Here is a 20753-nt window from a genome sequence, read left to right as displayed (position 1 = left end):
TGATCAGTCCGCGGACACGGCCACGGCGTCGTCCTCGGCGGGCGGGGCCGAGACGAGTTCGGGGGAGGCGCCGGCGCCGACGGCCTCGATGCGCTGGTCCACGGGCACGCCCGAGCCGTCCCGGCGCCCATACTCGATCGGCAGCGCGCGGGCCACGCCGGCCCGGGAGGCCGCGAGCGCGGGCGCGGCGCCGATCCAGCCGAGCTCGAGGCCGCTCTCGCCCTTGAGCAGCCGGTGGGCGCGCACGCCGCCGGTGCCGCGGCCCTTGGCCGGATACTCCCCGAGCGGGGTGACCTTGACGGAGCCCGGGGCGGAGCCGAGCACGTCCGCCTCGCCGTCCGTCACGGTCACCACGACGGCGGGCCGCGGGTGGGCCGCGGCGTCCGCACCGGTCTCGGTGAGGGAGGCGGCGGGGGCCACCCCGAACGCGAGCACCGTGTCCCCGGCGGCCAGCCGGATGCCCGCGACACCGCCGCCGGCCGGGCCCTGGGGGCGCACGGCGGAGGCGGCGTAGCGCAGCAGCTGGCCGGTGCGGGCTAGGAAGACGAGCTGGTCGGCCTCGTCCGGGGCGGGGGCGGCGCCGACCACCGCGTCGCCGTCCTTCAGGGCGACGGCGTCGACGACCTGGCGGTTCAGGGGCCATTCCGGCCGGACGCGCTTGACGACCCCGTGGGCGGTGCCCAGCGCCAGGACGGCGTCCAGGGGGACCAGGGCCACGAGCGTCTCGCCCTTGGCCAGGGGCACCAGCTCCGCGACGGGGACGGCCGCGGTCATCGCGGGGGCCGCGGACGGCTCGCCGGCCGCCGGCAGGTCGACCGCCTGGAGGCGGTGCAGCGCGCCGGCGGAGGTGAGGGCCCCGATCTCGCCGCGGGCCGTCGTCGGGACCACGGAGGTGAAGGCGTCGTGCTTGCGGCGCCGGCCCTGCGGGGCGATCGGCGTGCGGTCCGCGGTGCGCAGCAGGCGTCCGGAGGTGGAGAGCAGGGCCCAGCACGCCGTGTCGGGGACCATCAGGTCCGCCCCGGCCTCCGCGGCGCCGGCGGGGGTGGGCCCGGACGGTGCGGGCCCGGCGGCGGGGGCCGCGGCGGTCTCGGCCTCGAGCAGGACCGTGCGCCGGTCGTCGCCGTGCTCGTCGGCCACGGCCTGCAGCTCGGCCGAGACCACCTCGCGCAGCCGCGCGTCGGAGGCGAGGATCGCCTCGAGCTCGGCGATCGCGGCCTGCAGCTCGTCGCGCTCGGCCTCCAGCTCGATGCGGGAGAACTTCGTCAGCTGGCGCAGCCGCAGCTCCAGGATGTGGTCGGCCTGCACCTGGGTGAGGTCGAAGACGCCCATGAGGCGGGTGCGCGCGGCCGCGGTGTCGTCCGAGGAACGGATGATCTCGATGACCTCGTCGATGTCCACGAGCGCCAGCAGCAGGCCCTCGACGAGGTGGAGACGATCGCGGTGCTTGCCGAGGCGGTGCCCCGTGCGGCGCCGCACCACGTCCAGACGGTGGTCCACGTAGACCCGCAGCAGGGGCAGCAGGCCCAGGGTCTGCGGCTGCCCGTCGACGAGCGCGACGTTGTTGATCCCGAACGTCTCCTCGAGCGGGGTGTGCCGGTACAGGGCGGCCAGCACGGCCTGGGGGTTGAACCCGGACTTGAGCTCGATCTGCAGGCGCAGCCCGTTCTTGCGGTCCGTCAGGTCCACGACGTCGGCGATGCCGCTGAGCTTCTTCGCGTCGACGCCGGCCTTGATCCGCTCGATGACCTTCTCGGGGCCCACGCCGTACGGCAGCTCGGTGACGACCAGGCCGGTGCGACGCGCGGAGACCTGCTCCACGGCGACAGCGGCTCGCATGCGGAACGTGCCGCGGCCGGTCGCGTAGGCGTCGCGGACGCCGTCGAGCCCCACGATCCGGCCGCCCGAGGGGAGGTCGGGGCCGGGGATGTGGGCCATGATCGCCTCGAGGTCCGCCTCGGGGTCCGCGAGCAGGTGGCGCGCGCCCGCCACGACCTCGCGCAGGTTGTGCGGGGCCATGTTCGTGGCCATGCCGACGGCGATGCCGGTGGTGCCGTTGACAAGCAGGTTGGGGTAGGCGGCGGGCAGCACGGCCGGCTGCTGGAGCTGGTTGTCGTAGTTGGGGACGAAGTCCACGGTGCCCTCGTCGAGGTCCGCGGTGAGCGCCAGGGCGGCCGGGGCCATGCGGGCCTCCGTGTAGCGCGGGGCCGCGGGGCCGTCGTCGAGCGAGCCGAAGTTGCCGTGCCCGTCCACCACGGGCAGACGCAGGGAGAACGGCTGGGCGAGGCGGACCATCGCGTCGTAGATCGCGGCGTCGCCGTGGGGGTGCAGCTTGCCCATCACCTCGCCTACCACCCGGGCGGACTTCACATGGCCGCGGTCCGGGCGCAGGCCCATGCGGGCCATCATGTAGAGGATGCGCCGCTGCACCGGCTTGAGGCCGTCGCGCGCGTCCGGCAGGGCGCGCGAGTAGATCACCGAGTAGGCGTACTCGAGGAAGGACGCCTCCATCTCCTCGGAGACGTCGACGTCGACGATGTTCTCCTGCTCCAGCGGCAGCGGGCGCGGGGCGTCCTGCTCGGCGGGGCGGGAACGGGATGAACGGGCCATCATGGTGGTCGGGGAGTCCTCACGGCGTCGGGGATTGTCTACAGTGATCCTATGGGTGAGACCGAAGCCGTCCGCGGATATCCCTCCCACTGGGAGGCCGATGTGGTGCTCCGTGACGGTGCGACGGCCCACCTGCGGCCCATCTCGCCCGAGGACGCCGCCGAGCTGCAGCGCATGCACGCCGGGCAGTCCGAGAACTCCATCTACCTGCGCTACTTCACGTACAAGTCCGAGCTGAGCGCCAAGGACCTGGACCGGTTCACCCACGTGGACCACCGGGACCGGGTGGCGTTCGTGATCACCCGGGGCGGCCGCCTGCTGGGCGTGGGCCGCTACGACCGCTACGGGGACTCCGACGCCGCGGAGGTCGCCTTCAACATCTCCGACGCCGCGCAGGGCCGCGGGCTGGGCTCCATCCTCATGGAGCACCTGGCCGTGGCCGCCCGCGAGAACGGCATCCGCCGCTTCACCGCCGAGGTCCTGCCCGAGAACCGCAAGATGCTCTCGGTGTTCCAGGAGTCCGGCTTCGAGGTGACCCGCCGGTTCGAGGACGGCGTCGTGGCCGTCGAGTTCCCCATCGACCCCACCGCCCGGTGGCGCGCCGTCGTCGAGTCCCGCGAGCACCGCGCCGAGTCCCGCAGCGTCGCCGAGCTGGTCGAGCCCGCGTCCGTGGCCGTCGTCGGCGCCTCCCGCGATCCGCAGGCCGTCGGCTCGCTCGTGCTGCGCCACGTCCTCGAGGCGGGCTTCACGGGAGCCGTCCACGCCGTGAACCGCGCCGCCGAGGACGTCCAGGGCCTCACCGCCCACCGCTCCCTGGCCGACATCGGCGAGCCGGTCGACCTCGTCGTCGTCGCCGTGCCCGCCGACGAGGTCGAGGCCCTCATCCCCGAGGCCGCCGCGGCCGGGGCCCAGGGCCTCGTGGTCCTCACCTCGGGCTACGCCGACGCCGGCGCCGAGGGGCTCGAGGCCCAGCGCCGCCTGGTCTCCCGCGCCCGCGCCCACGGCATGCGTGTGATCGGCCCGGCCTCGGCCGGCCTGGTCCGCACCGACCCCGCGATCCGCCTCAACGCCTCCCCGTCCCCGGGCCTGGCCCAGCGCGGCCCCGTCGGCCTGTTCAGCCAGTCCGGCGCCGTCGGCGCCATGGTCTCCGCCGGCGTCAAGCGCCGCGGGGTGGGGATCTCCACCTCGATCAGCGCCGGCAACCGTGCGGACGTCTCGGGCAACGACGCCATGCAGTTCTTCGAGGCGGACCCCCACACCGCCGCCGTCGGCGTGTACCTCGAGTCGTTCGGCAACCCGCGCAAGTTCTCCCGCATCGCCCGGCGGCTCTCCCGCACCAAGCCCGTCGTGGTGGTCCGCTCCGACGTCACCGGGCGCTTCCTGCCCCCGGGCCACGAGACCCGCACCACCCAGGCCCCCGAGGGCGCCGTGGACTCGATGCTCGACCAGACCGGCGTGCTCGAGGCCCACACGCACGAGGCCATGCTCGACATCCTCATGGCCGTGGCCAGCCAGCCGCTGCCCACGGGCCACCGCGTCGTCCTCGTGGCCGACTCGCTCGCCCTGGACCGGCTGGGCCGCGACGCCGCGGCCGAGGCCGGGCTGGAGGTCACGGCCACCGTCGGCCTCGTCGGCAGCGAACAGGGCATCGCCCCGCCCGCCGAGACGCTGGTCTCCGCCGTCCGGGACGCCGTCCGCCACGAGCAGGCCGACGCCGTCGTGGTGCTGGCCCGCCTCGGCCTGCACCAGGCGGACGACGAGCCGGAGCGGCTGGCCCACGCCCTCGCGGACGCGACCCGGGACGCCCGCATCCCCGTGCTCGGCTGCCTGACCGACGTCGTCTCCCCGCGCTACCGCGGCGCCACGCTCGGCGCCACCGGGCCCGTGGGTGACGACGCCGAGCCCGGCTCCCTGCAGCCCGGCCTGCCCTTCTACCCGTCGCCGCAGCAGGCCATGACCGTGCTCGGCGCGCTCGCGGACTACGTCCACTGGCGCCGCCAGGAGGTCGGCGAGCCGCTCGAGCCGACCGGCCTGCACCCGCACGAGGCCGAGGAGCTCGTGGAGGCGGCCGCCGCGCGTGCCGAGGGCACCGAACTCGTCCGGCTCTCCGACGAGGAGACCGAGACGCTGCTGGGCCACTACGGGATCACCGTGCTGCCCTCGGCCCGGTTCGAGACCGCCGACGAGGCCGTGGCGGCCGCCGAGCGGCTCGGCTTCCCCGTGGCGCTCAAGGCCGTGGACCCCCACCTGCGGCACCGACTCGACCTGGGCGGCGTCCGCCTGAACGTGGTGGACGCCGATTCCCTGCGCCGCAACGTCGAGCACATGCGCCGTCTGCTCGCGCCGTTCGGCGTGCGCGAGCTCGAGGTCCAGGCCATGGCCCCCGCCGGCCAGGCCTGCATGCTCACGGCGCTCGAGGACCCGCTGCTGGGCCCCGTGGTCTCCTTCGGCATCGCCGGCGACGCCACGGACCTGCTGGGGGACTGGGTGCACCGCGTGCCCCCGCTCACGGACCGGGACGTGGCCCGCATGGTCCGCGCCCCCCGCGCCGCCGTGAAGCTGCGCGGCACCGGCGGGGTGCCCTCCGTCGACCTCGCCGCGCTGGAGGACCTCGTGGGCCGCGTCAGCGTCCTCAAGGACGACCTGCCGCAGGTCGCCCGCCTGCGCTTCGCGCCCGTGCTGGCCGCCCCCGAGGGCGTGACGGTGCTGCAGGCCGAGGTGCACGTCGCCAACGCGGCCCGCCGCACCGACTCGGCCCGGCGCGCGTTGCGCGGCCGCTGACCGGGCCGTCCACAGCGGGCCCGGACGGCCCGGCGCCGGACCCGTAGCATGGGGGACATGAGCCCGTTCCGCAGGAGTCACGAGCCAGGCCGTCCCGACCACCGCCCCGACGCCCCCGAGGCCGAGGGCCGGCAGCGCGAGGCCCGCACCCTGGACGGCAGCGGCGGCCTCGACGCCTCACTCGTCCGCGCCGGCTTCTACCCGGACCTCGTGGCGCACGCCATCGCCCTCGAGCTCGAAGGCCGCACCCCGGACGCGCACCTCGTCCACGTGGACACGCACTTCGACTACGAGGAGATCCACCGGCACATCACGGCCCTCGTGCTCGCCGGGGACACCCTGCTGGCCGTCCACCTCGACGACCACGCCGCCGACCCGGCCGGCCAGGCGGTCCTCGCCCAGGTCTCCACCGAGATGGTCCCGGTCCGCGCCCTCGGCTCCGTGGTCCTGACCACCGGCCACGCCGACCCCGCCCGCTTCCGGCCGTCCGACCCCGTGGCCGAGATGACCCTCGGGCTGATGTGGGCCGGAGGCCAGCGACTGGACCTGCAGCCCGCCGGCTGCGCCGACCCCCAGTGCGACCTCGACCACGGCTACACCGGCACCGCCACCCGCGAGGACCTCGTGATCCGCGTCGCCGCCGACGCCGACGGGCAGGGGGCCGTCGACGGCGCCCTGGCCTTCGCCCGGGCCCTGCGCCGCGCCCACCTGGCGGCCACCACGTGACGGGGCCCGCCCTCCCCGACGGCGTGGTCCCCGCCGACCGTGCCCTGCGCTCCGTCCTGACCTCCGCCGCGGCCGCCCTCGGTGTCCCGGGCTGTGAGAACGCGCTCGCGGTCCCGGCGGGCCGCCGCGTGGTCGTCGCCCTGGTGGACGGCCTCGGACGGTCCCTCCTGAAGCGCTTCGGCGGCCACGCCCCCACGCTGCGCTCGGCGATGGCCGACGGCGGCCGCGTCCTCGAGGCGGCCGTGCCCACCACGACGGCCGCGTCCCTCACGAGCCTGGGCACCGGGCTGGACGTCGGGGAGCACGGCGTGGCCGGCTACGACGTGCTCGACCCGGACCGGGACGTGGTGATCAACCAGCTGGGCGGCTGGGACGAGGCCACCGACCCGGTGGGGTGGCAGCCGAAGCCCACCGTGTTCGAGCGCGCCGCCGCGGCCGGCGTGGACGCCGTCACGGTCTCGCTGCCCGCCTTCGAGCGTTCGGCCCTGACACGGGCGGGGCTGCGTGGCGGCCGGTTCGTGGCCGGCCGCGCCCTGATCGCCCGCGCCCAGGCCGTCGAACGCGTGCTGAAGGACGCCCGCGTGCCCACGCTCGTCTACTTCTACGTCAACGAGCTGGACAAGGCCGGCCACCGGGACGGCGTGGGCTCGGACCGGTGGCTGCACGCCCTCGATGAGATCGACGCGGCGGTGCGGCGCCTGGTGGACCGCGTGCCCGCCGGGACGGTGGTGCTCGCCACCGGCGACCACGGCATGGTCGACGTGCCGCCGTCGCGCCGCGTGGACTACGCCGCCCTGGACGAGGCCGGGGAGCTCGCCGACCCCGCGCTGCTCGAGGGGATCGCGCACACCGCGGGGGAGCCCCGCCTCGTGCAGCTGCACTTCCGATCCGACGCGGGTCCGGACGTGCGCGAGAGGGTGCGGCGCACCTGGGCCGAGCGCTACGGGGCGCACGCGTGGGTGCTCACGCGGGACGAGGCCGTCGACGCCGGCTGGTTCGGCGCCGTCGTCGAGGACCGGGTCCGTGCCCGCATCGGGGATCTGCTCGTCGCCGTGCACGGGGATCTTGCCCTCTACGACGGCCGGCGGGTGCCCCCGCACGCCTTCGAGATGGTGGGCCAGCACGGCGCGCCCACGCGCGCCGAGCGGGAGGTCCCGCTGCTCACCTGGCACCGCTGAGCCCGCCCCGCGGCCGGGGCCGGGCCGGGGTCAGTCGCCCTTGCGGCCGAAGACGATCTCGTCCCAGCTGGGCACGGACGCGCGGCGAGCGGCCGAGCGGGCCCGGGGGCGCGGCGTGACGGCCGGCATGGCAGGGCGCGCGGCACGCTCGCGAGGCGCGGGCTCCGCCCCCTCGTCCTCGACACCCGCGTCCGCGACCTCCGCGTCCGCGACGTCTGCGGCAGTGTCCTCGGCGCGGTCGGTCTCGGCGGCCGGTTCCGGCTCGTCGATGCCCGGGGCGTCGTCGGCGGTCGTCAGGGCCCCCTCGGCGTCGACCGGGGCGAGCGGCTCGGGCGCCTGGGCGGCCTCGCGCCGACTCCGGTCCTGGTGCTCGCGGGCGATCAGGTGCGCGAGCGTGTCGTCCGACTCCAGGTCCGCGCCCACACGCTGACCCCGGCGCACCCGCAGGATCTCCAGCAGATCGGCGTCGCGGTCGGCGGCCGGGGAGTGCGCACCCGCGGGGGTCACGGCGTCCTCGGCGTCCACGTCGTCCGTCACCGGTTCGGCCGCGGGGGCGCGGGGGACCAGGTCCCAGGCCTCCGCCTCGGACAGGGCGCGGGCCCAGGCGTTCTCGGGTTCGAGGTGGCGTCCGGCCGGGCGGAACGTCCAGAGCGCCGGCGGCTCCTCGCGGGTGGGCAGACTCCCCGCACCGGACACGGCGAACCGGGCGGCCACGGTCCAGCCGGCCTGGTCCTCGCGCCACGCGTCCCACTCGAGGCTCGCCTCGTCCACGCCCAGCTCGGCGAGCCGGTGCGCGGCGAGCTCACCGAGCGTCGTGGGGCCGCCGTCCTGGACGAGGTCCGAGTAGAGGTCGGGCCCGCCGACCCAGACCTCGACGGCGCGGGCCTGCCGGGCGATCCAGTCGCGCTCGGCCAAGACGGGGTGACCGTAGGTGCGGATGCGCGAGAACGCGTTCCCGCTCTCCCGGGCCACCTGCTCCACGGAGGCGCCCGCACGGATGCGCTGCTGGATCTCCCGGGGGGTGAGGGGCACGGCCTCCTGGGTCGCGGCGGCCTTGACGGACTCCTGGTCGGTCAGCGGCGCCGGGGTCGGTCCGTCCGCGGTCGAGTCGTCGGCCACGGGCCGCGGGTCGATCCGCGGGGTGAGCGCGAGGTCCTCGTCCGGCCGGGCCGGGCCGGAGGGCGCCTCGGGAGCCCGCTCGTCCTCCTCCGCGGCATCGTCGGCGTGCGTCGCCGCGTCCACCGGTCCCTCGGCGTCCTCGTCGTCCGCCCCGGGGACGTCCATCTCCGTCATGTCGTGCCAGGCCGCGGGGCCGTCCTCGGCCGGTCGCCCGTCCTCGGGCGCGGCGCCCTCGATGACCAGCCGGCGCAGATAGGGGGAGAGGGGGAGCGTGTGCTCCTCGCCCTCGGGCCCCGACAAACGCAGCGCGTCGCCGTCCTCGGTGGGTCCGGTCAGTCGCAGCTCTGCCATGGCGGTGGTCCCTCCCACATCGTGTTCTGGTCACCGGGCATGCGGACGCCCGGCCGGGCATGCCCCGATCCTAGCCGCCGGGCCGCAGACCACGGCCCGGGCGAGGGGCGCGCGCCCGCGCGAATCCGCCCTGGGCGAGCATGCCGGTCAACATTTGGCACGGGTTCGGCCATGGTGCACAATCTACGCGCAACGGCGCAGGCCGGTGATGCGTGGCCCGCCCACGACGCCGCCTGCGCAGTGCCGGCACCGGTCCCGGTGCCGTCCCCCACCAGCGGAGCGTGAAACCCCATGGCCACTGACTACGACGCCCCTCGCAAGAACGAGGAAGAGCTGAGCCAGAACTCCATCGAGGAGCTGAAGGCACGGCGCACGGACACCCAGTCCGCCGTCGTGGACGAGGACGAAGCGGAGGCCGCCGAGGGGTTCGAGCTGCCCGGCGCCGACCTCTCGGGTGAAGAGCTGATGGTGCGGGTGCTGCCCGCCCAGTCGGATGAGTTCACCTGCGCCTCCTGCTTCCTGGTCCGCCATCGCTCGCAGGCCGCGCGTGAGAAGAACGGCCTGATCTACTGCACCGACTGCGAGGGCTGAGCCCCCGCCGCCGGGGCGGTCAGCGGCCCTCGGCCGTCCCCTCCTGCCGGGCCATGGTCCCGCCGAGGGCCGCGACCAGCTCCTCCGGACGCCGGGTGCTGGTCAGCCAGTAGGGTGTGCGGTCGCGCTCGTCGGTCAGCTGGATCCGCACGACGGGCGCGATCCAGCCGCGCACGTTCACGAAGGCCAGCCCGTGCAGCAGCGGGCCGCGCTGGGCCCGGGCGTCCTCGCCGCGATACCCCGTGACCTGACCGACGTGGTGCCGTTCGATGCTGGCGCGGCCCACCTGGAGGGTGCGTTCGCGCACCACGATGCGCGGGGTGGTGGCCACCAGGATCAGGACCTCGACGGCGAAGAACGCGACGGCGGCCGCGATGCCCACCCCGAGGTCGATCGGCGCGAACACGAGTATCGTCAGCGCCGCCAGCATGAGCGCCACGGCCCAGACCCCCGGGGAGGGCGTCAACCGCTCCTCGAACAGGACCGGATCGGGTCCCGCCGCAGCGCCCTCGGGGGCGCGGCGGGAGGCATCGGCGACGGGGTGCTGCTGGGGATCACGCATGGGTCCCAGCTTCCCACATCCGGACTCCGGTCCCGCCGCGCGGCACCGGTGAGGGCGCCCGCCCGGCCGCCTCGACGCGGCCCCGGGCCGACGGGTGCTCGTGTAGGGTCGGGCCTCGTGACCGACTCCGCCGAGCTGCCCGTGCCCCTGCACGCCCTCGATCCGGGCCTGGCCCCGCCCGCCTACGCGCAGCCGGGCGACGCGGGCGCGGACCTGCGCACCGCCGTCGACGTGACCCTGGCCCCGGGTGAGCGTGCCCTCGTGCCGACCGGCGTGGCGCTGGCCATCCCGGAGGGCCACGCGGGGTTCGTGCACCCCCGCTCGGGCCTCGCGGTCCGCCACGGCCTGAGCGTCGTCAACGCCCCCGGCACCATCGACGCCGGCTACCGCGGCGAGATCAAGGTGCCCCTGATCAACCTGGACCCGACCGAGCCGATCGTGCTGCGCCGCGGCGACCGGATCGCCCAGCTCGTGCTGCAGCCGGTCGTGCGGGCCCGCTTCGAGCCCGTGGACGCGCTGCCCGACTCCGAACGCGGGGCCGGCGGCTTCGGCTCGACCGGCGGCTTCACCGCCGACACCACCCCTGGGAGGACGTCGTGATCTTCGGACGCAACCGCACCGTGCGCCACGAGCAGGTCAGCCTGCCGGCCGAGCTGCTGGAGGAGCGCGACCTCGAGATCGCCGCCGCGCCGGAGGCAGCCGACGTCGGTCCGCACGACGTCGCCACCCGCCCGGATCCCGCCGGCATGATCGACCTGGGGTCGCTGCGCCTGCGGGCGGTCCAGGGCATGAAGCTGCGCCTCGACGTCGAGGACGCGACGAAGCGGATCGTCGCCGCCACCGTCAGCCTCGGCCGCTCGGCGCTGCAGGTCCAGGCGTTCAGCGCCCCGCGCCGCACGGGCCTGTGGGACGACCTGCGCGCCGAGCTGCACGACTCCCTGTCGACCACCGCCCACGCGACCGTGCAGGAGCAGACCGGCCGCTTCGGCATCGAGATCCTCACGCGCGTGCCGGCGGCGCTGCCGGACGGCTCGCCGGGGTGGAACGTCGCCCGGTTCGTGGGCGTGGACGGTCCGCGCTGGTTCGTCCGCGGCGTGTTCCACGGCGAGGCCGCCTTCCAGCCGGAGGCCGCCGAGCCGCTGGAACAGGTGTTCTCCGACCTGGTCGTGGTGCGGGGCGACGAGCCGCTCCCGCCGCGCGAGCTGCTGCCCCTGCGTCCGCCTCCCAACGCGCGCCCGCTGCAGCGTCGCCGCCCGGCCCCGGACGAGGGCCGGGACGTGCTCGCGGACACCGCCGCCGGCCCGGGGGACGGCGCGGCACCGGAGGCCACCGCGCTGCCCGAGCGCGGTCCGGAGATCACGGAGACCCGGTGAGCCCCGCCGTCGCAGCCCGCCCGACCGGCGCCGCGGGCCGCATCGAGCGCCGCGGCGTCATCGCCTCCGTCACACTGCCCGGCGCGGACGAGGCGACCGTCTTCCGCGCGGTCTTGGCCGACCGCCTGCCCGCGCCCGGGAGCATGGCGCCCGCGGAGACGCTGCAGCTGGTCTGGCACGGGCGGCGCCGCGTGCCCGGTGTCATGCCGGGGGAGTGGCTGACGGTCCGCGGCCGCGTCACCCAGATGGACGGCGTGCCCACCCTGCACAACCCCGAGTTCGACCTGGTCGACGCGCCCGAGGCCACGCGCTGAGCACGGCCCCGAGAGGAGAGCCCATGACCGAGCCGCGTGGCCCCGTCACCGCCGCCCCGGACGGGGCCGGCCCCCTGCCGTCTCGAGCCCGCCTGGACGAGCGCGGCCGCCTCGACGCGCTGGGCAGCGTCGGTGGCTGGCGCGGCATCGTCGAGGCCTCCCTGCCCACCCTCGTCTACATGGTCGGCTACGTCGCCACCCAGCAGGTGTGGCCCTCCGGCGTGGCGGCCGTCGCGGTCGCACTCGTGCTGGGCGTCGCGCGCCTCGTCCAGCGCCAGTCGCCGGTCCAGGTGCTGGCCGGCCTCGCCGTCGTCGTCCTGTCCGTCGTGGTCTCCCTGACCACCGGCCAGGCCCGCGACTACTACCTGTGGGGCTTCGTCACCAACGCCGCCTACGGCCTCGCGTTCGCGGTGTCCGTCCTCGTGGGCTGGCCCGCGGCGGGCCTGGTGCTCGGCCTCGTGCGCGCCGAGGGCACCCGCTGGCGGGCCCACCGGCGTCGGCGCCGCGCCTACGCCGCGGCCACCTGGATCCTCGTGGCCGTGTTCGCGCTGCGCCTGGCGGTGCAGGTGCCCCTCTACCTCGGGGACGCCGTCACCGCGCTCGGGGTGGCCCGCCTGGTGATGGGCCTGCCGCTCTATGCCCTGGGGCTCTGGCTCGCCTGGTCCGTCAGCTCGCCCGGTCAGGACGACGGCGTGCCGGCAGACTCCGCCGCCTCCGAGCGTCCCTGAGCGCGGCCCTCGCCGACGAGGAGGCGACGCAGGGCCGGCTCGGCGGAGCCGGCGGCCAGGAAGAAGAGCTCGTCGCCCACCTCCAGGACCTCGTCCGCCGACGCCTGCCGGGGGGCGCCGTCGCGCACGACCGCCACGAGCGGAGCCTCCTGCGGCCAGGACACGGTGCCGATGCGCCGGCCCTCGAGCCAGTGCTCCGCCGGGACCCGGAACTCGGACAGCGCCGCGCCGCCGGCCTCCAGTCTGAGCAGGCGCACGAGGTCCCCGGTCTCCACGGCCTCCTCCACGAGCGCCGTCATGATCGAGGGGGTGGACACGGCCACGTCCACGCCCCACGACTCGTCGAAGAGCCAGTCGTTGAGCGGGTTGTTGACGCGGGCCACGGTGCGGCCGACGCCGAACTCCGAGCGGCTCAGCAGGGAGCACACGAGGTTGACCCGGTCGTCGCCGGTCGCCGCGACGAGCACGTCCGCCTCCAGGGCGCCGCACTGCTCGAGCACGGTCAGGTCGCACGCATCCCCGAGGACGAGGCGTGCGCCGCCGACGTCGGCCTTGCGGGCCGCGTCCGTGCGCGCCTCGACGACGACCACCTCGTGGCCGTGCGCGTGCAGCTCCCGCGCGATGGAGGCGCCCACGGCGCCGGCTCCGGCGATGACGGCCCTCATGCCCGTCCCTCCTCGTCCTCGTCCGTGCCGTCCGGCACGCGTGCCTCGCCCTGCAGGGCGGCCTCCACCTGGTCCCGGCGGTCCACCGGGTAGACGGCGTGCAGCACGTCGCCCTCCTGCAGGCGGTCGCCCGGCCGGGGCAGCTGGCCGTCGCCGAGCCGGGTGAGGTAGGCGATGCGCATCCCCACCGTGGACTCGACGTCGGTCAGCCGACGGCCCCACCACGAAGAGTGGGGGACCAGCTCGGTCACGAGCAGCCGGCCGGAGGCGTCGCGGTGCTCCGCGTCGGCGGTGCCGGCCGGCAGCAGCCGGTGCAGCACCTGGTCGGCCGTCCACTGGATCGAGGCGACCGTGGGGATGCCGAGGCGCTGGTACAGCCGGGCCCGGTCGGCGTCGTAGATGCGCGCCACCACGTGGTCCACGTGGAAGGTCTCGCGGGCCACGCGGGCGGCGATGATGTTCGTGTTGTCGTCCGCGGTCACGGCCGCCAGGCCCTGCGCGCGGTCGATGCCGGCGGCGAGCAGCGCGGAGCGGTCGAAGCCCACGCCGGCCACGAGCTCGCCGGAGAAGCCGGGGGCCAGCCCCTCCACGGTCCGCGGGTCGCGGTCCACGAGGGCGACGCCGTGACCGGCCGCGTCCAGCGCGGCCGCCAACCGGGTGCCCACCCGTCCGCCGCCGACGATCACGTAGTGGGCCATGCCCGTCCCTGCCTCTCGTGCGGTGCTCCGTGCGCCGGGGAGCCGACGCGCGCTCCATCCTCGCATCCGGCGGGCACGTCCGGGAGCATCCGCGTCGCCGCGGCGTCCGGGCCCGGCGGGGGTACCGTGGTGCGGTGGCCACGCTGTCCTCCCTCCTGCGCCGCGGCCTCCTCGGTCGCCCCGTGACGTCGCACGCCGCCGACGAGCCCCGCATGAACCGGTGGCGGGCGCTGCCCGTGACGTCGTCGAACGCCCTGTCCTCCCTCGCCTACGCCCCGGACGAGGTCATCCTCACCCTGGTCGCGGCCGGCACGTCCGCGCTCGCGCTCGGACCCGCCGTCGGCTGGGCCGTCGTCGCGGTGATGCTGCTCATCGTCGTGTCCTTCCGCGCCGCGGTCGCCGCCGTTCCGCACGGCGGCATCTATCACATGGCCGGCATGAAGCTGGGCCCGAGGGCCGGCGTCGTCGCCTCGGCCGCGCTCCTGCTGGACTTCGTGTTCACCGCCGCGGTCTCCGTGGCCGCCTTCGCCCACTTCGTGGCGGCGCTGGCCCCCGGACTCACCGTCGGCAGCCGCGTGCTGGTGGCCTCGGCCGCGCTCGTGGGCGTACTGCTGGCCGCGCTCCGCGGGGTGCGGCTGTCCCGGTGGGTGCTGCCCGTGCTCGTGAGCGTGTTCGTCGCCCTGACCGCGCTGCTCGTCCTGGCGGGCCTGTGGCAGGAGGGCCGTGGGCTGCTCGGCGCGGCGCCGACGGCCGGCTGGACGCAGGAGGGCGCCGGGGTCGGCGGGACCGTCAGCACCGTGGCGACGGCGCTGCTCGCCCTGCGCGCGTTCAGCGCGGGATCGGTGCTGCTCACCGGCGTCGAGGTGCCGGTCTCGAGCACCCGCCTGATGGCCCGGCCGGCCGTGCCCACGGTGCGGTGGGTGCTCACCGTGATGGCCCTCACCCTCGGCGCGCTGACCGTGGGCGTCATGCACCTGGCTCAGCGCACCGGCGTCGTCGTCGGGCTGGAGCTGGAGAACCTCCGGGACGCCGCGGGTGCCGAGGTCACGCCCGACCGCGCCCCCGCCCCCGTGCTCGCCCAGCTCGCGGACACCGTGTACGGCCCGGGCAGCATCCTGTCCGTCGCCACCATCGCGGCCACCGCCCTGCTCCTGCTGTTCGCGGCCAAGTCGGCGTTCCGCTCGTTCCCCGCCCTGGCCGCGCGCGTGGCCGAGGACGGCTACCTGCCCCGGCAGCTGAGGGTCCGCAGCGACCGGCTGGTGCACACGTGGAGCGTCCTCGGGATGGGGGCCGTGGCCCTCTCGCTCGTGCTGTTCTTCGAGGCCCGGACCGCCCTGCTCGTGCAGCTTTACGTCATCGGCGTGCTGCTGGCCTTCACGCTCGCGCAGGCCGGCATGCTGCGGCTGTGGCGCCGCCGGCTCGTGCACACACCGGGCGCCCGGGCCCGCGCGGCCGTCCGGCTGCGCCTGATCATCACGGCGGTGGCCTGGGTGGTCACGGCGCTGGCGGGCGTCGTCGTCCTGGTCACCCGCTTCACGCAGGGCGCGTGGGTGGCGCTGCTGGCGATCGTGCTCGGCTCGCTGGTGATGGGGCGGATCCGCCGCCACTACGCGGACGTGGACCGCGAGCTCGCACCGGACCCCCAGGACGACGCGCGGGCCCTGCCCTCGCGGGTCCACGTGGTGGTCGTCGTGACCACGCTGGACCGGCCGGCGCTGCGGGCGCTGGCCTACGCCCGCGCGTCGCGGCCGTCCTCCCTCGAGGCCGTCGTCGTGGACGCCGAGCGCGCCGCCACCCTGGAGGTGATCGACGCCTGGGAGCGTGCCGGCCTGCCGATGTCGCTCACCGTGATCGCCTCGCCCTACCGCGACACGGTGGCCCCCCTGGTGCGGCATGTGCGCGAGCACCGACGCCGCTCCCCGCGGGACCTGACCATGGTGTTCATCCCGGAGTACGTGGTCCGGCCGGGCTGGCGCACGCTCCTGCACAACCGGACCGCCACCCGCCAGACGCGGCGACTGCAGCGGGAGCCGGGCGTGATGGTGGGCTCGGTGCCGTGGCAGGTCCACGAGGGCCAGGGCTCTTGACCGCCCCGGCGCCCCCGGGGAGCGGCGGATGACGCCGTCCGACGGCGCGCCCACGATCGAGGCGACACAGCCGCATCGGTCTGCAAGGATGATGATGATCTGACCAGTCGATGCTCAGGGCAAGACCTGAAGCGCGCTGCGATGCGAGAGGAGCCAGACATGGCAGTCGTCGACACGTCCACAGACGTCACCGGGATCGGGAGGACCATCGAGGTGGAGGTCGGGGCCATGGCCCACGGCGGCCACTGCGTGGCCCGGCACGAGGGGCGGGTCGTCTTCGTGCGCCACGCCGTGCCCGGCGAGAAGGTCCGGGTGGCCCTGACCGAGGCCGAGGACGGGGCCCGCTTCTGGCGCGGCGACGTCGTGGAGGTGCTGCGGCCCTCCGAGTTCCGCCGCATCCACCAGTGGAAGCTCGCGGACATGCTGCGCGCCCACGCCTCGGGTCGCCCGCCCGTGGGCGGCGCCGAGTTCGGCCACATCGTGGTCCCGCACCAGCGCCGGCTCAAGGCCCAGGTCTTCCGGGACACGGTGCACCGCATCGCCGACCTCGCGGTGGAGCCGGAGGTGTGCTTCGCCGGCTCCGAGGACGAGCCCACCGGCCAGCGCTGGCGGACCCGGAACGCGTTCGCGGTGACCCCCCAGGGGCACATCGCGATGCACGCCTACCGTTCGGCGACCCTCCTACCCGTGCGCAACATGCCGCTCGGCGTGCCGGCCCTCGATGCGCTCGCCCTGTGGGACTGGGACTTCACCGGAGCCGCCCGCGTGGACGTCGCGACGCCGGCCTCCGGCTCCCGCCCCCTCGTGCTGGTGACGCCCACCCCGCAGACGCGGGCGGACGAGGTCAAGCTCGGCCGGCTGCGCACCCGGATCCGCCAGGCGGCCAATGCGTGCGGCGTGGACGTCTCCACCGGCCTGGCCCTGCCCGGCCCGAAGCAGTTCCAGCCGGTCAAGGTCGAGCGCATCACCGGCAAGACCTGGGTCGAGGAGACCGTGGAGTCCGAGCGCGGCGGCACCAAGCGCTTCCGCGTCACGGGTGACGGCTTCTGGCAGGTCCACCAGCACGCCCCGGCCACCCTCGTGGACGCGGTGCTCGAGGACGCGCGCGTCGAGCCGGGCCAGGTCGTGGCCGACCTCTACGGCGGCGCCGGCCTGTTCAGCGCGTACCTGGCGGACGCCGTGGGACCCGAGGGCCGCGTGTACTCGGTGGAGGCCTCCCGCCAGGCCTCGAAGGACGCCCGCCGCAACCTGCACGACCAGCCGCAGGCCTCGGTGCTCAACGGCCCCACGGACAAGGTGCTCGGCAGCTGGCTGAAGTACCCCGAGCGTCCCGTGGCGGACGGCGGCCTCGGCGGTGCCGCGCTGGACACCGTCGTCCTGGACCCGCCGCGGGCGGGCGCGGGGCGGCGGGCGATCGAGCGCATCCTCGCGCTCGAGCCGGGCCGCATCGTGTACGTCTCGTGCGACCCCGCCTCGTTCGCCCGCGACCTGGCGTGGCTGCGCGACGGCGGCTACGAGGTGGAGCGCGCCCGCGTGTTCGACCTCTACCCGGACACCCACCACCTCGAGTCGGTGACCGTGCTGGTGCCGGCCGCCCAGAGCGCCCCGGCCGCGGCCGTCGTCGAGATCTGACCCGGCATCCGCGTGGCGGCCTGCGGGCCGCCGCGCGCCATGCCCGCGTCACACGGGACCGGCGCGGTACCCTGGGACGCAGTGCGGCACCTGTGACGCAGACGACGCCCGTCCCGGACGGGGCGCGGTCCGCGGCCGCGGGTGACCACCCCCCACTGGACGAGCGCCCGGAGGAAACCGGGCGGGAAGAGGAGTCCTCTCGTGACCACCGTCGACAGCTTCGGCTCCAAGGGCGTCCTGGACGTCAAGGGCGCCGAGTATGAGATTTTCCGTCTGAACAAGGTCGAGGGGGCGCAGAAGCTGCCCTACTCCTTGAAGGTGCTGCTGGAGAACCTGCTGCGCACCGAGGACGGCGCCAACGTGACCGCCGACCAGATCAAGGCCCTGGCCGCCTGGGACCCGAACGCCCAGCCGGACACCGAGATCCAGTTCACGCCGGCGCGCGTGATCATGCAGGACTTCACCGGCGTGCCCTGCGTCGTGGACCTGGCCACCATGCGTGAGGCCATCCAGGACCTGGGCGGCGACCCGGAGCGCGTGAACCCGCTCTCCCCGGCCGAGCTCGTGATCGACCACTCCGTGCAGATCGACTCCTTCGGCAACGACGCCGCCATCGAGCGGAACATGGAGATCGAGTACGAGCGCAACGGCGAGCGCTACAAGTTCCTGCGCTGGGGCCAGACCGCCTTCGACGACTTCAAGGTCGTCCCCCCGGGCATGGGCATCGTCCACCAGGTCAACATCGAGAACCTGGCCCGCACCGTGATGACCCGCGAGGTCGACGGCGTGCTGCGCGCCTACCCGGACTCCTGCGTCGGCACCGACTCGCACACCACCATGGTCAACGGCCTGGGCGTGCTCGGCTGGGGCGTCGGCGGCATCGAGGCCGAGGCCGCGATGCTCGGCCAGCCCGTGTCCATGCTGATCCCGCGGGTCGTGGGCTTCAAGCTGACCGGCAGCATCCCGTCCGGCGCCACCGCGACCGACGTGGTGCTGACCATCACCGAGATGCTCCGCCAGCACGGCGTGGTCGGCAAGTTCGTCGAGTTCTACGGCGAGGGCGTCGGCTCCGTGCCCCTGGCCAACCGCGCCACCATCGGCAACATGTCGCCCGAGTTCGGCTCCACCGCCGCGATCTTCCCGATCGACGAGGTCACCCTCGACTACCTGCGCCTGACCGGCCGCTCCGAGGAGCAGGTCGCCCTCGTGGAGGCGTACACCAAGGAGCAGGGGATGTGGCACGACCCGTCCTCCGAGGTCGCCTACTCCGAGTACCTCGAGCTGGACCTGTCCACCGTGGTGCCCTCCATCTCCGGCCCGAAGCGTCCCCAGGACCGCATCGAGCTCACCGACTCCAAGGACCAGTTCCGCAAGGACCTGCACAACTACGCCACGCAGGACGAGGCCGGCGAGGGCCGCCCGTCCAAGCTCGTGGACGTGGCCATGCCGGACGGCCGCCAGTTCCAGCTGGACCACGGTGCCGTGTCCATCGCCTCGATCACCTCGTGCACCAACACGTCAAACCCCTCCGTGATGATGGCGGCCGGCGTGCTGGCCCGCAACGCGGTCGCCAAGGGCCTGAAGTCCAAGCCGTGGGTGAAGACCTCCGTGGCCCCGGGCTCCCGCGTGGTGACCGACTACTACGAGAAGTCCGGGCTGCGCGAGTCCCTCAACGACCTCGGCTTCAACGTGGTCGGCTACGGCTGCACCACCTGCATCGGCAACTCCGGCCCGCTGGAGTCCGAGATCTCCGAGGCCATCCAGGAGAACGACCTGTCCGTGACCGCGGTGCTCTCCGGCAACCGCAACTTCGAGGGCCGCATCAACCCGGACGTGAAGATGAACTACCTGGCCTCCCCGCCGCTGGTGGTCGCCTATGCCCTGGCCGGCACCATGGACTTCGACTTCGAGAACGAGGCCCTGGGCCAGGACACGGAGGGCAACGACGTCTTCCTCAAGGACATCTGGCCGGACCCGACCGAGGTCCAGCAGATCATCGACGCGTCGATCGACACCGAGATGTTCACCTCGCAGTACGCCACGATCTTCGACGGCGACGAGCGCTGGCAGTCCCTGGAGACCCCCTCGGGCTCCACCTTCGAGTGGGACGAGAAGTCCACCTACGTGCGCAAGCCCCCGTACTTCGAGGGCATGACCATGCAGCCGGACCCGGTGTCGGACATCTCCGGCGCCCGCGTCCTGCTCAAGCTGGGTGACTCCGTGACCACGGACCACATCTCCCCGGCCGGCTCCTTCAAGTCGGACACCCCGGCGGGCCGCTACCTGCTGGAGAACGGCGTGCAGCGCAAGGACTTCAACTCCTACGGATCCCGTCGTGGCAACCACGAGGTCATGATCCGCGGCACGTTCGCGAACATCCGCATCAAGAACCAGCTGCTCGACGGCGTGGAGGGCGGCTTCACGCGCGACTTCACCCAGGAGGGCGCCCCGCAGGCCTACGTGTACGACGCGGCGCAGAACTACGCCGAGCAGGGCACCCCGCTGGTGGTCCTGGGCGGCAAGGAGTACGGCTCCGGCTCCTCCCGTGACTGGGCGGCCAAGGGCACCGCGCTCCTGGGCGTCAAGGCCGTGATCACGGAGTCCTTCGAGCGCATCCACCGCTCGAACCTCATCGGCATGGGCGTGCTGCCGCTGCAGTTCCCGGAGGGTGAGAACGCCGACTCGCTGGGCCTGACCGGCACCGAGACCTTCGACATCTCCGGCATCACCGCCCTCAACGAGGGCACCACGCCGAAGACCGTGAAGGTCACGGCCACCGGTGAGGACGGCAGGGTCACCGAGTTCGACGCGGTCGTCCGCATCGACACCCCCGGTGAGGCCGAGTACTACCGCAACGGCGGCATCCTGCAGTACGTGCTCCGTCAGATCGCCGCGAAGGCCTGATCCACGGGACACCGCCCGCGCGCGGGCACCACGACGACGGCGGCCCGCCGCCCTCCGCACGGAGGGCGGCGGGCCGCCGTCGTCGTGGCCGCTGGGGCCGACCCCGGTGCACGACCGCTCTTCATCCCCCAGTTCAGAGTCCGGCTCACCCTCGGGCCAGACGGGCCTAGGGCGTGTCTGACAATGAATCCAGGGTCGGCTGGCGCCCTCGAAGACACGTCCCGGTTCCAGATGCTCCCCGCCTGCACGGGCCGGCAGGGGCGGCCGTTCGCCGATGACCGCACGAGGGTCGAAGCCATCATCCACCGGGACAGGTGCTTCGATCCCGTGGCGGGACCTGCCCGAGGTCTCCGGGCCCTGGCTGAGTAGTGTGGACCTGGCACGGCTGTAAGCGGCCATGAAAAGCTGCCCATAGGTGGCCAGGGAATGACCCGCTG

16 protein-coding genes and 1 pseudogene are annotated in these 20753 nt (G+C 74.7%); 12 read left to right on the top strand and 5 right to left on the bottom strand.

Annotated features, from left to right (window positions below; all coding sequences use genetic code 11):
* Positions 1–3: 3 nt before the first annotated feature.
* On the bottom strand, positions 4–2610 hold the full coding sequence (locus NR072_RS10390; protein ID WP_256837183.1) for a DNA topoisomerase (ATP-hydrolyzing) subunit A: 2607 nt from the start codon (positions 2608–2610) through the stop codon (positions 4–6).
* A 48-nt stretch (positions 2611–2658) separates the two neighbouring features.
* Here NR072_RS10390 and NR072_RS10385 point away from each other — a divergent pair, with 48 nt between their 5' ends.
* Genes NR072_RS10385 through NR072_RS10375 form a run of 3 tightly spaced genes read left to right on the top strand, consistent with a single transcriptional unit; the run spans position 2659 to position 7292 of the window.
* Positions 2659–5388, top strand: a complete 2730-nt coding sequence (locus NR072_RS10385) for a GNAT family N-acetyltransferase (RefSeq protein WP_044659531.1) — start codon at positions 2659–2661, stop codon at positions 5386–5388.
* 57 nt (positions 5389–5445) lie between these two features.
* The gene (locus tag NR072_RS10380) at positions 5446–6114 is read left to right on the top strand and encodes a DUF5998 family protein (protein ID WP_044659536.1); all 669 of its coding nucleotides are present in this window, start codon (positions 5446–5448) and stop codon (positions 6112–6114) included.
* Positions 6111–7292 carry a nucleotide pyrophosphatase/phosphodiesterase family protein gene (locus NR072_RS10375; RefSeq protein WP_256837181.1) on the top strand — a complete coding sequence of 394 codons (1182 nt, stop codon included), beginning with the start codon at positions 6111–6113 and terminating at the stop codon, positions 7290–7292. Before NR072_RS10380 ends, NR072_RS10375 begins: the two co-directional genes overlap by 4 nt.
* A 30-nt stretch (positions 7293–7322) precedes the next feature.
* Here NR072_RS10375 and sepH read toward each other — a convergent pair whose 3' ends face one another.
* Positions 7323–8762 carry a septation protein SepH gene (sepH, locus tag NR072_RS10370; protein WP_044659533.1) on the bottom strand — a complete coding sequence of 480 codons (1440 nt, stop codon included), beginning with the start codon at positions 8760–8762 and terminating at the stop codon, positions 7323–7325.
* 291 nt (positions 8763–9053) lie between these two features.
* Between sepH and NR072_RS10365 the strand changes: the two genes are divergently transcribed.
* On the top strand, positions 9054–9353 hold the full coding sequence (locus NR072_RS10365; RefSeq protein WP_002858157.1) for a DUF4193 domain-containing protein: 300 nt from the start codon (positions 9054–9056) through the stop codon (positions 9351–9353).
* 19 nt (positions 9354–9372) lie between these two features.
* Here the strand turns inward: NR072_RS10365 and NR072_RS10360 are convergent, their stop codons facing one another.
* Complete coding sequence (locus tag NR072_RS10360) at positions 9373–9915, bottom strand: DUF3093 domain-containing protein (RefSeq protein ID WP_036382817.1); 543 nt, start codon at positions 9913–9915, stop codon at positions 9373–9375.
* Positions 9916–10032: 117 nt separating this feature from the next.
* Between NR072_RS10360 and dut the strand changes: the two genes are divergently transcribed.
* The 4 genes from dut to NR072_RS10340 are packed head-to-tail and all read left to right on the top strand — an operon-like array spanning position 10033 to position 12330.
* A complete protein-coding gene (gene dut / locus NR072_RS10355) occupies positions 10033–10515 on the top strand; it encodes a dUTP diphosphatase (RefSeq protein ID WP_036382821.1) in 483 nt (160 codons plus the stop codon).
* Positions 10512–11288, top strand: a complete 777-nt coding sequence (locus NR072_RS10350; RefSeq protein WP_044659534.1) for a DUF3710 domain-containing protein — start codon at positions 10512–10514, stop codon at positions 11286–11288. The genes dut and NR072_RS10350 overlap by 4 nt, the downstream gene beginning before the upstream one ends.
* Complete coding sequence (locus NR072_RS10345; protein WP_020625078.1) at positions 11285–11602, top strand: OB-fold nucleic acid binding domain-containing protein; 318 nt, start codon at positions 11285–11287, stop codon at positions 11600–11602. Before NR072_RS10350 ends, NR072_RS10345 begins: the two co-directional genes overlap by 4 nt.
* 23 nt (positions 11603–11625) lie before the next feature.
* The gene (locus tag NR072_RS10340; RefSeq protein ID WP_020625079.1) at positions 11626–12330 is read left to right on the top strand and encodes a DUF3159 domain-containing protein; all 705 of its coding nucleotides are present in this window, start codon (positions 11626–11628) and stop codon (positions 12328–12330) included.
* Here NR072_RS10340 and NR072_RS10335 read toward each other — a convergent pair.
* On the bottom strand, positions 12282–12995 hold the full coding sequence (locus NR072_RS10335; RefSeq protein WP_036382825.1) for a TrkA family potassium uptake protein: 714 nt from the start codon (positions 12993–12995) through the stop codon (positions 12282–12284). The genes NR072_RS10340 and NR072_RS10335 overlap by 49 nt on opposite strands.
* A complete protein-coding gene (locus NR072_RS10330) occupies positions 12992–13693 on the bottom strand; it encodes a TrkA family potassium uptake protein (protein ID WP_020625081.1) in 702 nt (233 codons plus the stop codon). The genes NR072_RS10335 and NR072_RS10330 overlap by 4 nt, the downstream gene beginning before the upstream one ends.
* Positions 13694–13827: 134 nt before the next feature.
* Between NR072_RS10330 and NR072_RS10325 the strand changes: the two genes are divergently transcribed.
* From NR072_RS10325 to NR072_RS10310, 4 genes and pseudogenes are all read left to right on the top strand, one after another.
* Positions 13828–15780, top strand: a complete 1953-nt coding sequence (locus tag NR072_RS10325) for an APC family permease (RefSeq protein WP_020625082.1) — start codon at positions 13828–13830, stop codon at positions 15778–15780.
* 159 nt (positions 15781–15939) lie between these two features.
* The gene (locus tag NR072_RS10320) at positions 15940–17412 is read left to right on the top strand and encodes a class I SAM-dependent RNA methyltransferase (protein WP_020625083.1); all 1473 of its coding nucleotides are present in this window, start codon (positions 15940–15942) and stop codon (positions 17410–17412) included.
* Positions 17413–17613: 201 nt separating this feature from the next.
* Entirely contained in the window at positions 17614–20316 is a 2703-nt protein-coding gene (acnA, locus tag NR072_RS10315) for an aconitate hydratase AcnA (protein ID WP_020625084.1), read from the top strand.
* Between the two features lie 183 nt (positions 20317–20499).
* A pseudogene (locus NR072_RS10310) lies at positions 20500–20699 on the top strand (transposase); the annotation flags it as partial.
* Positions 20700–20753 lie beyond the last annotated feature (54 nt).

The organism is Micrococcus sp. Mcc89, assembly GCF_024519795.1.
Lineage (GTDB): Bacteria > Actinomycetota > Actinomycetes > Actinomycetales > Micrococcaceae > Micrococcus > Micrococcus luteus.
Note: the sequence above shows the minus strand (reverse complement) of the source record. Positions and strands in the feature narration are given on the sequence as shown.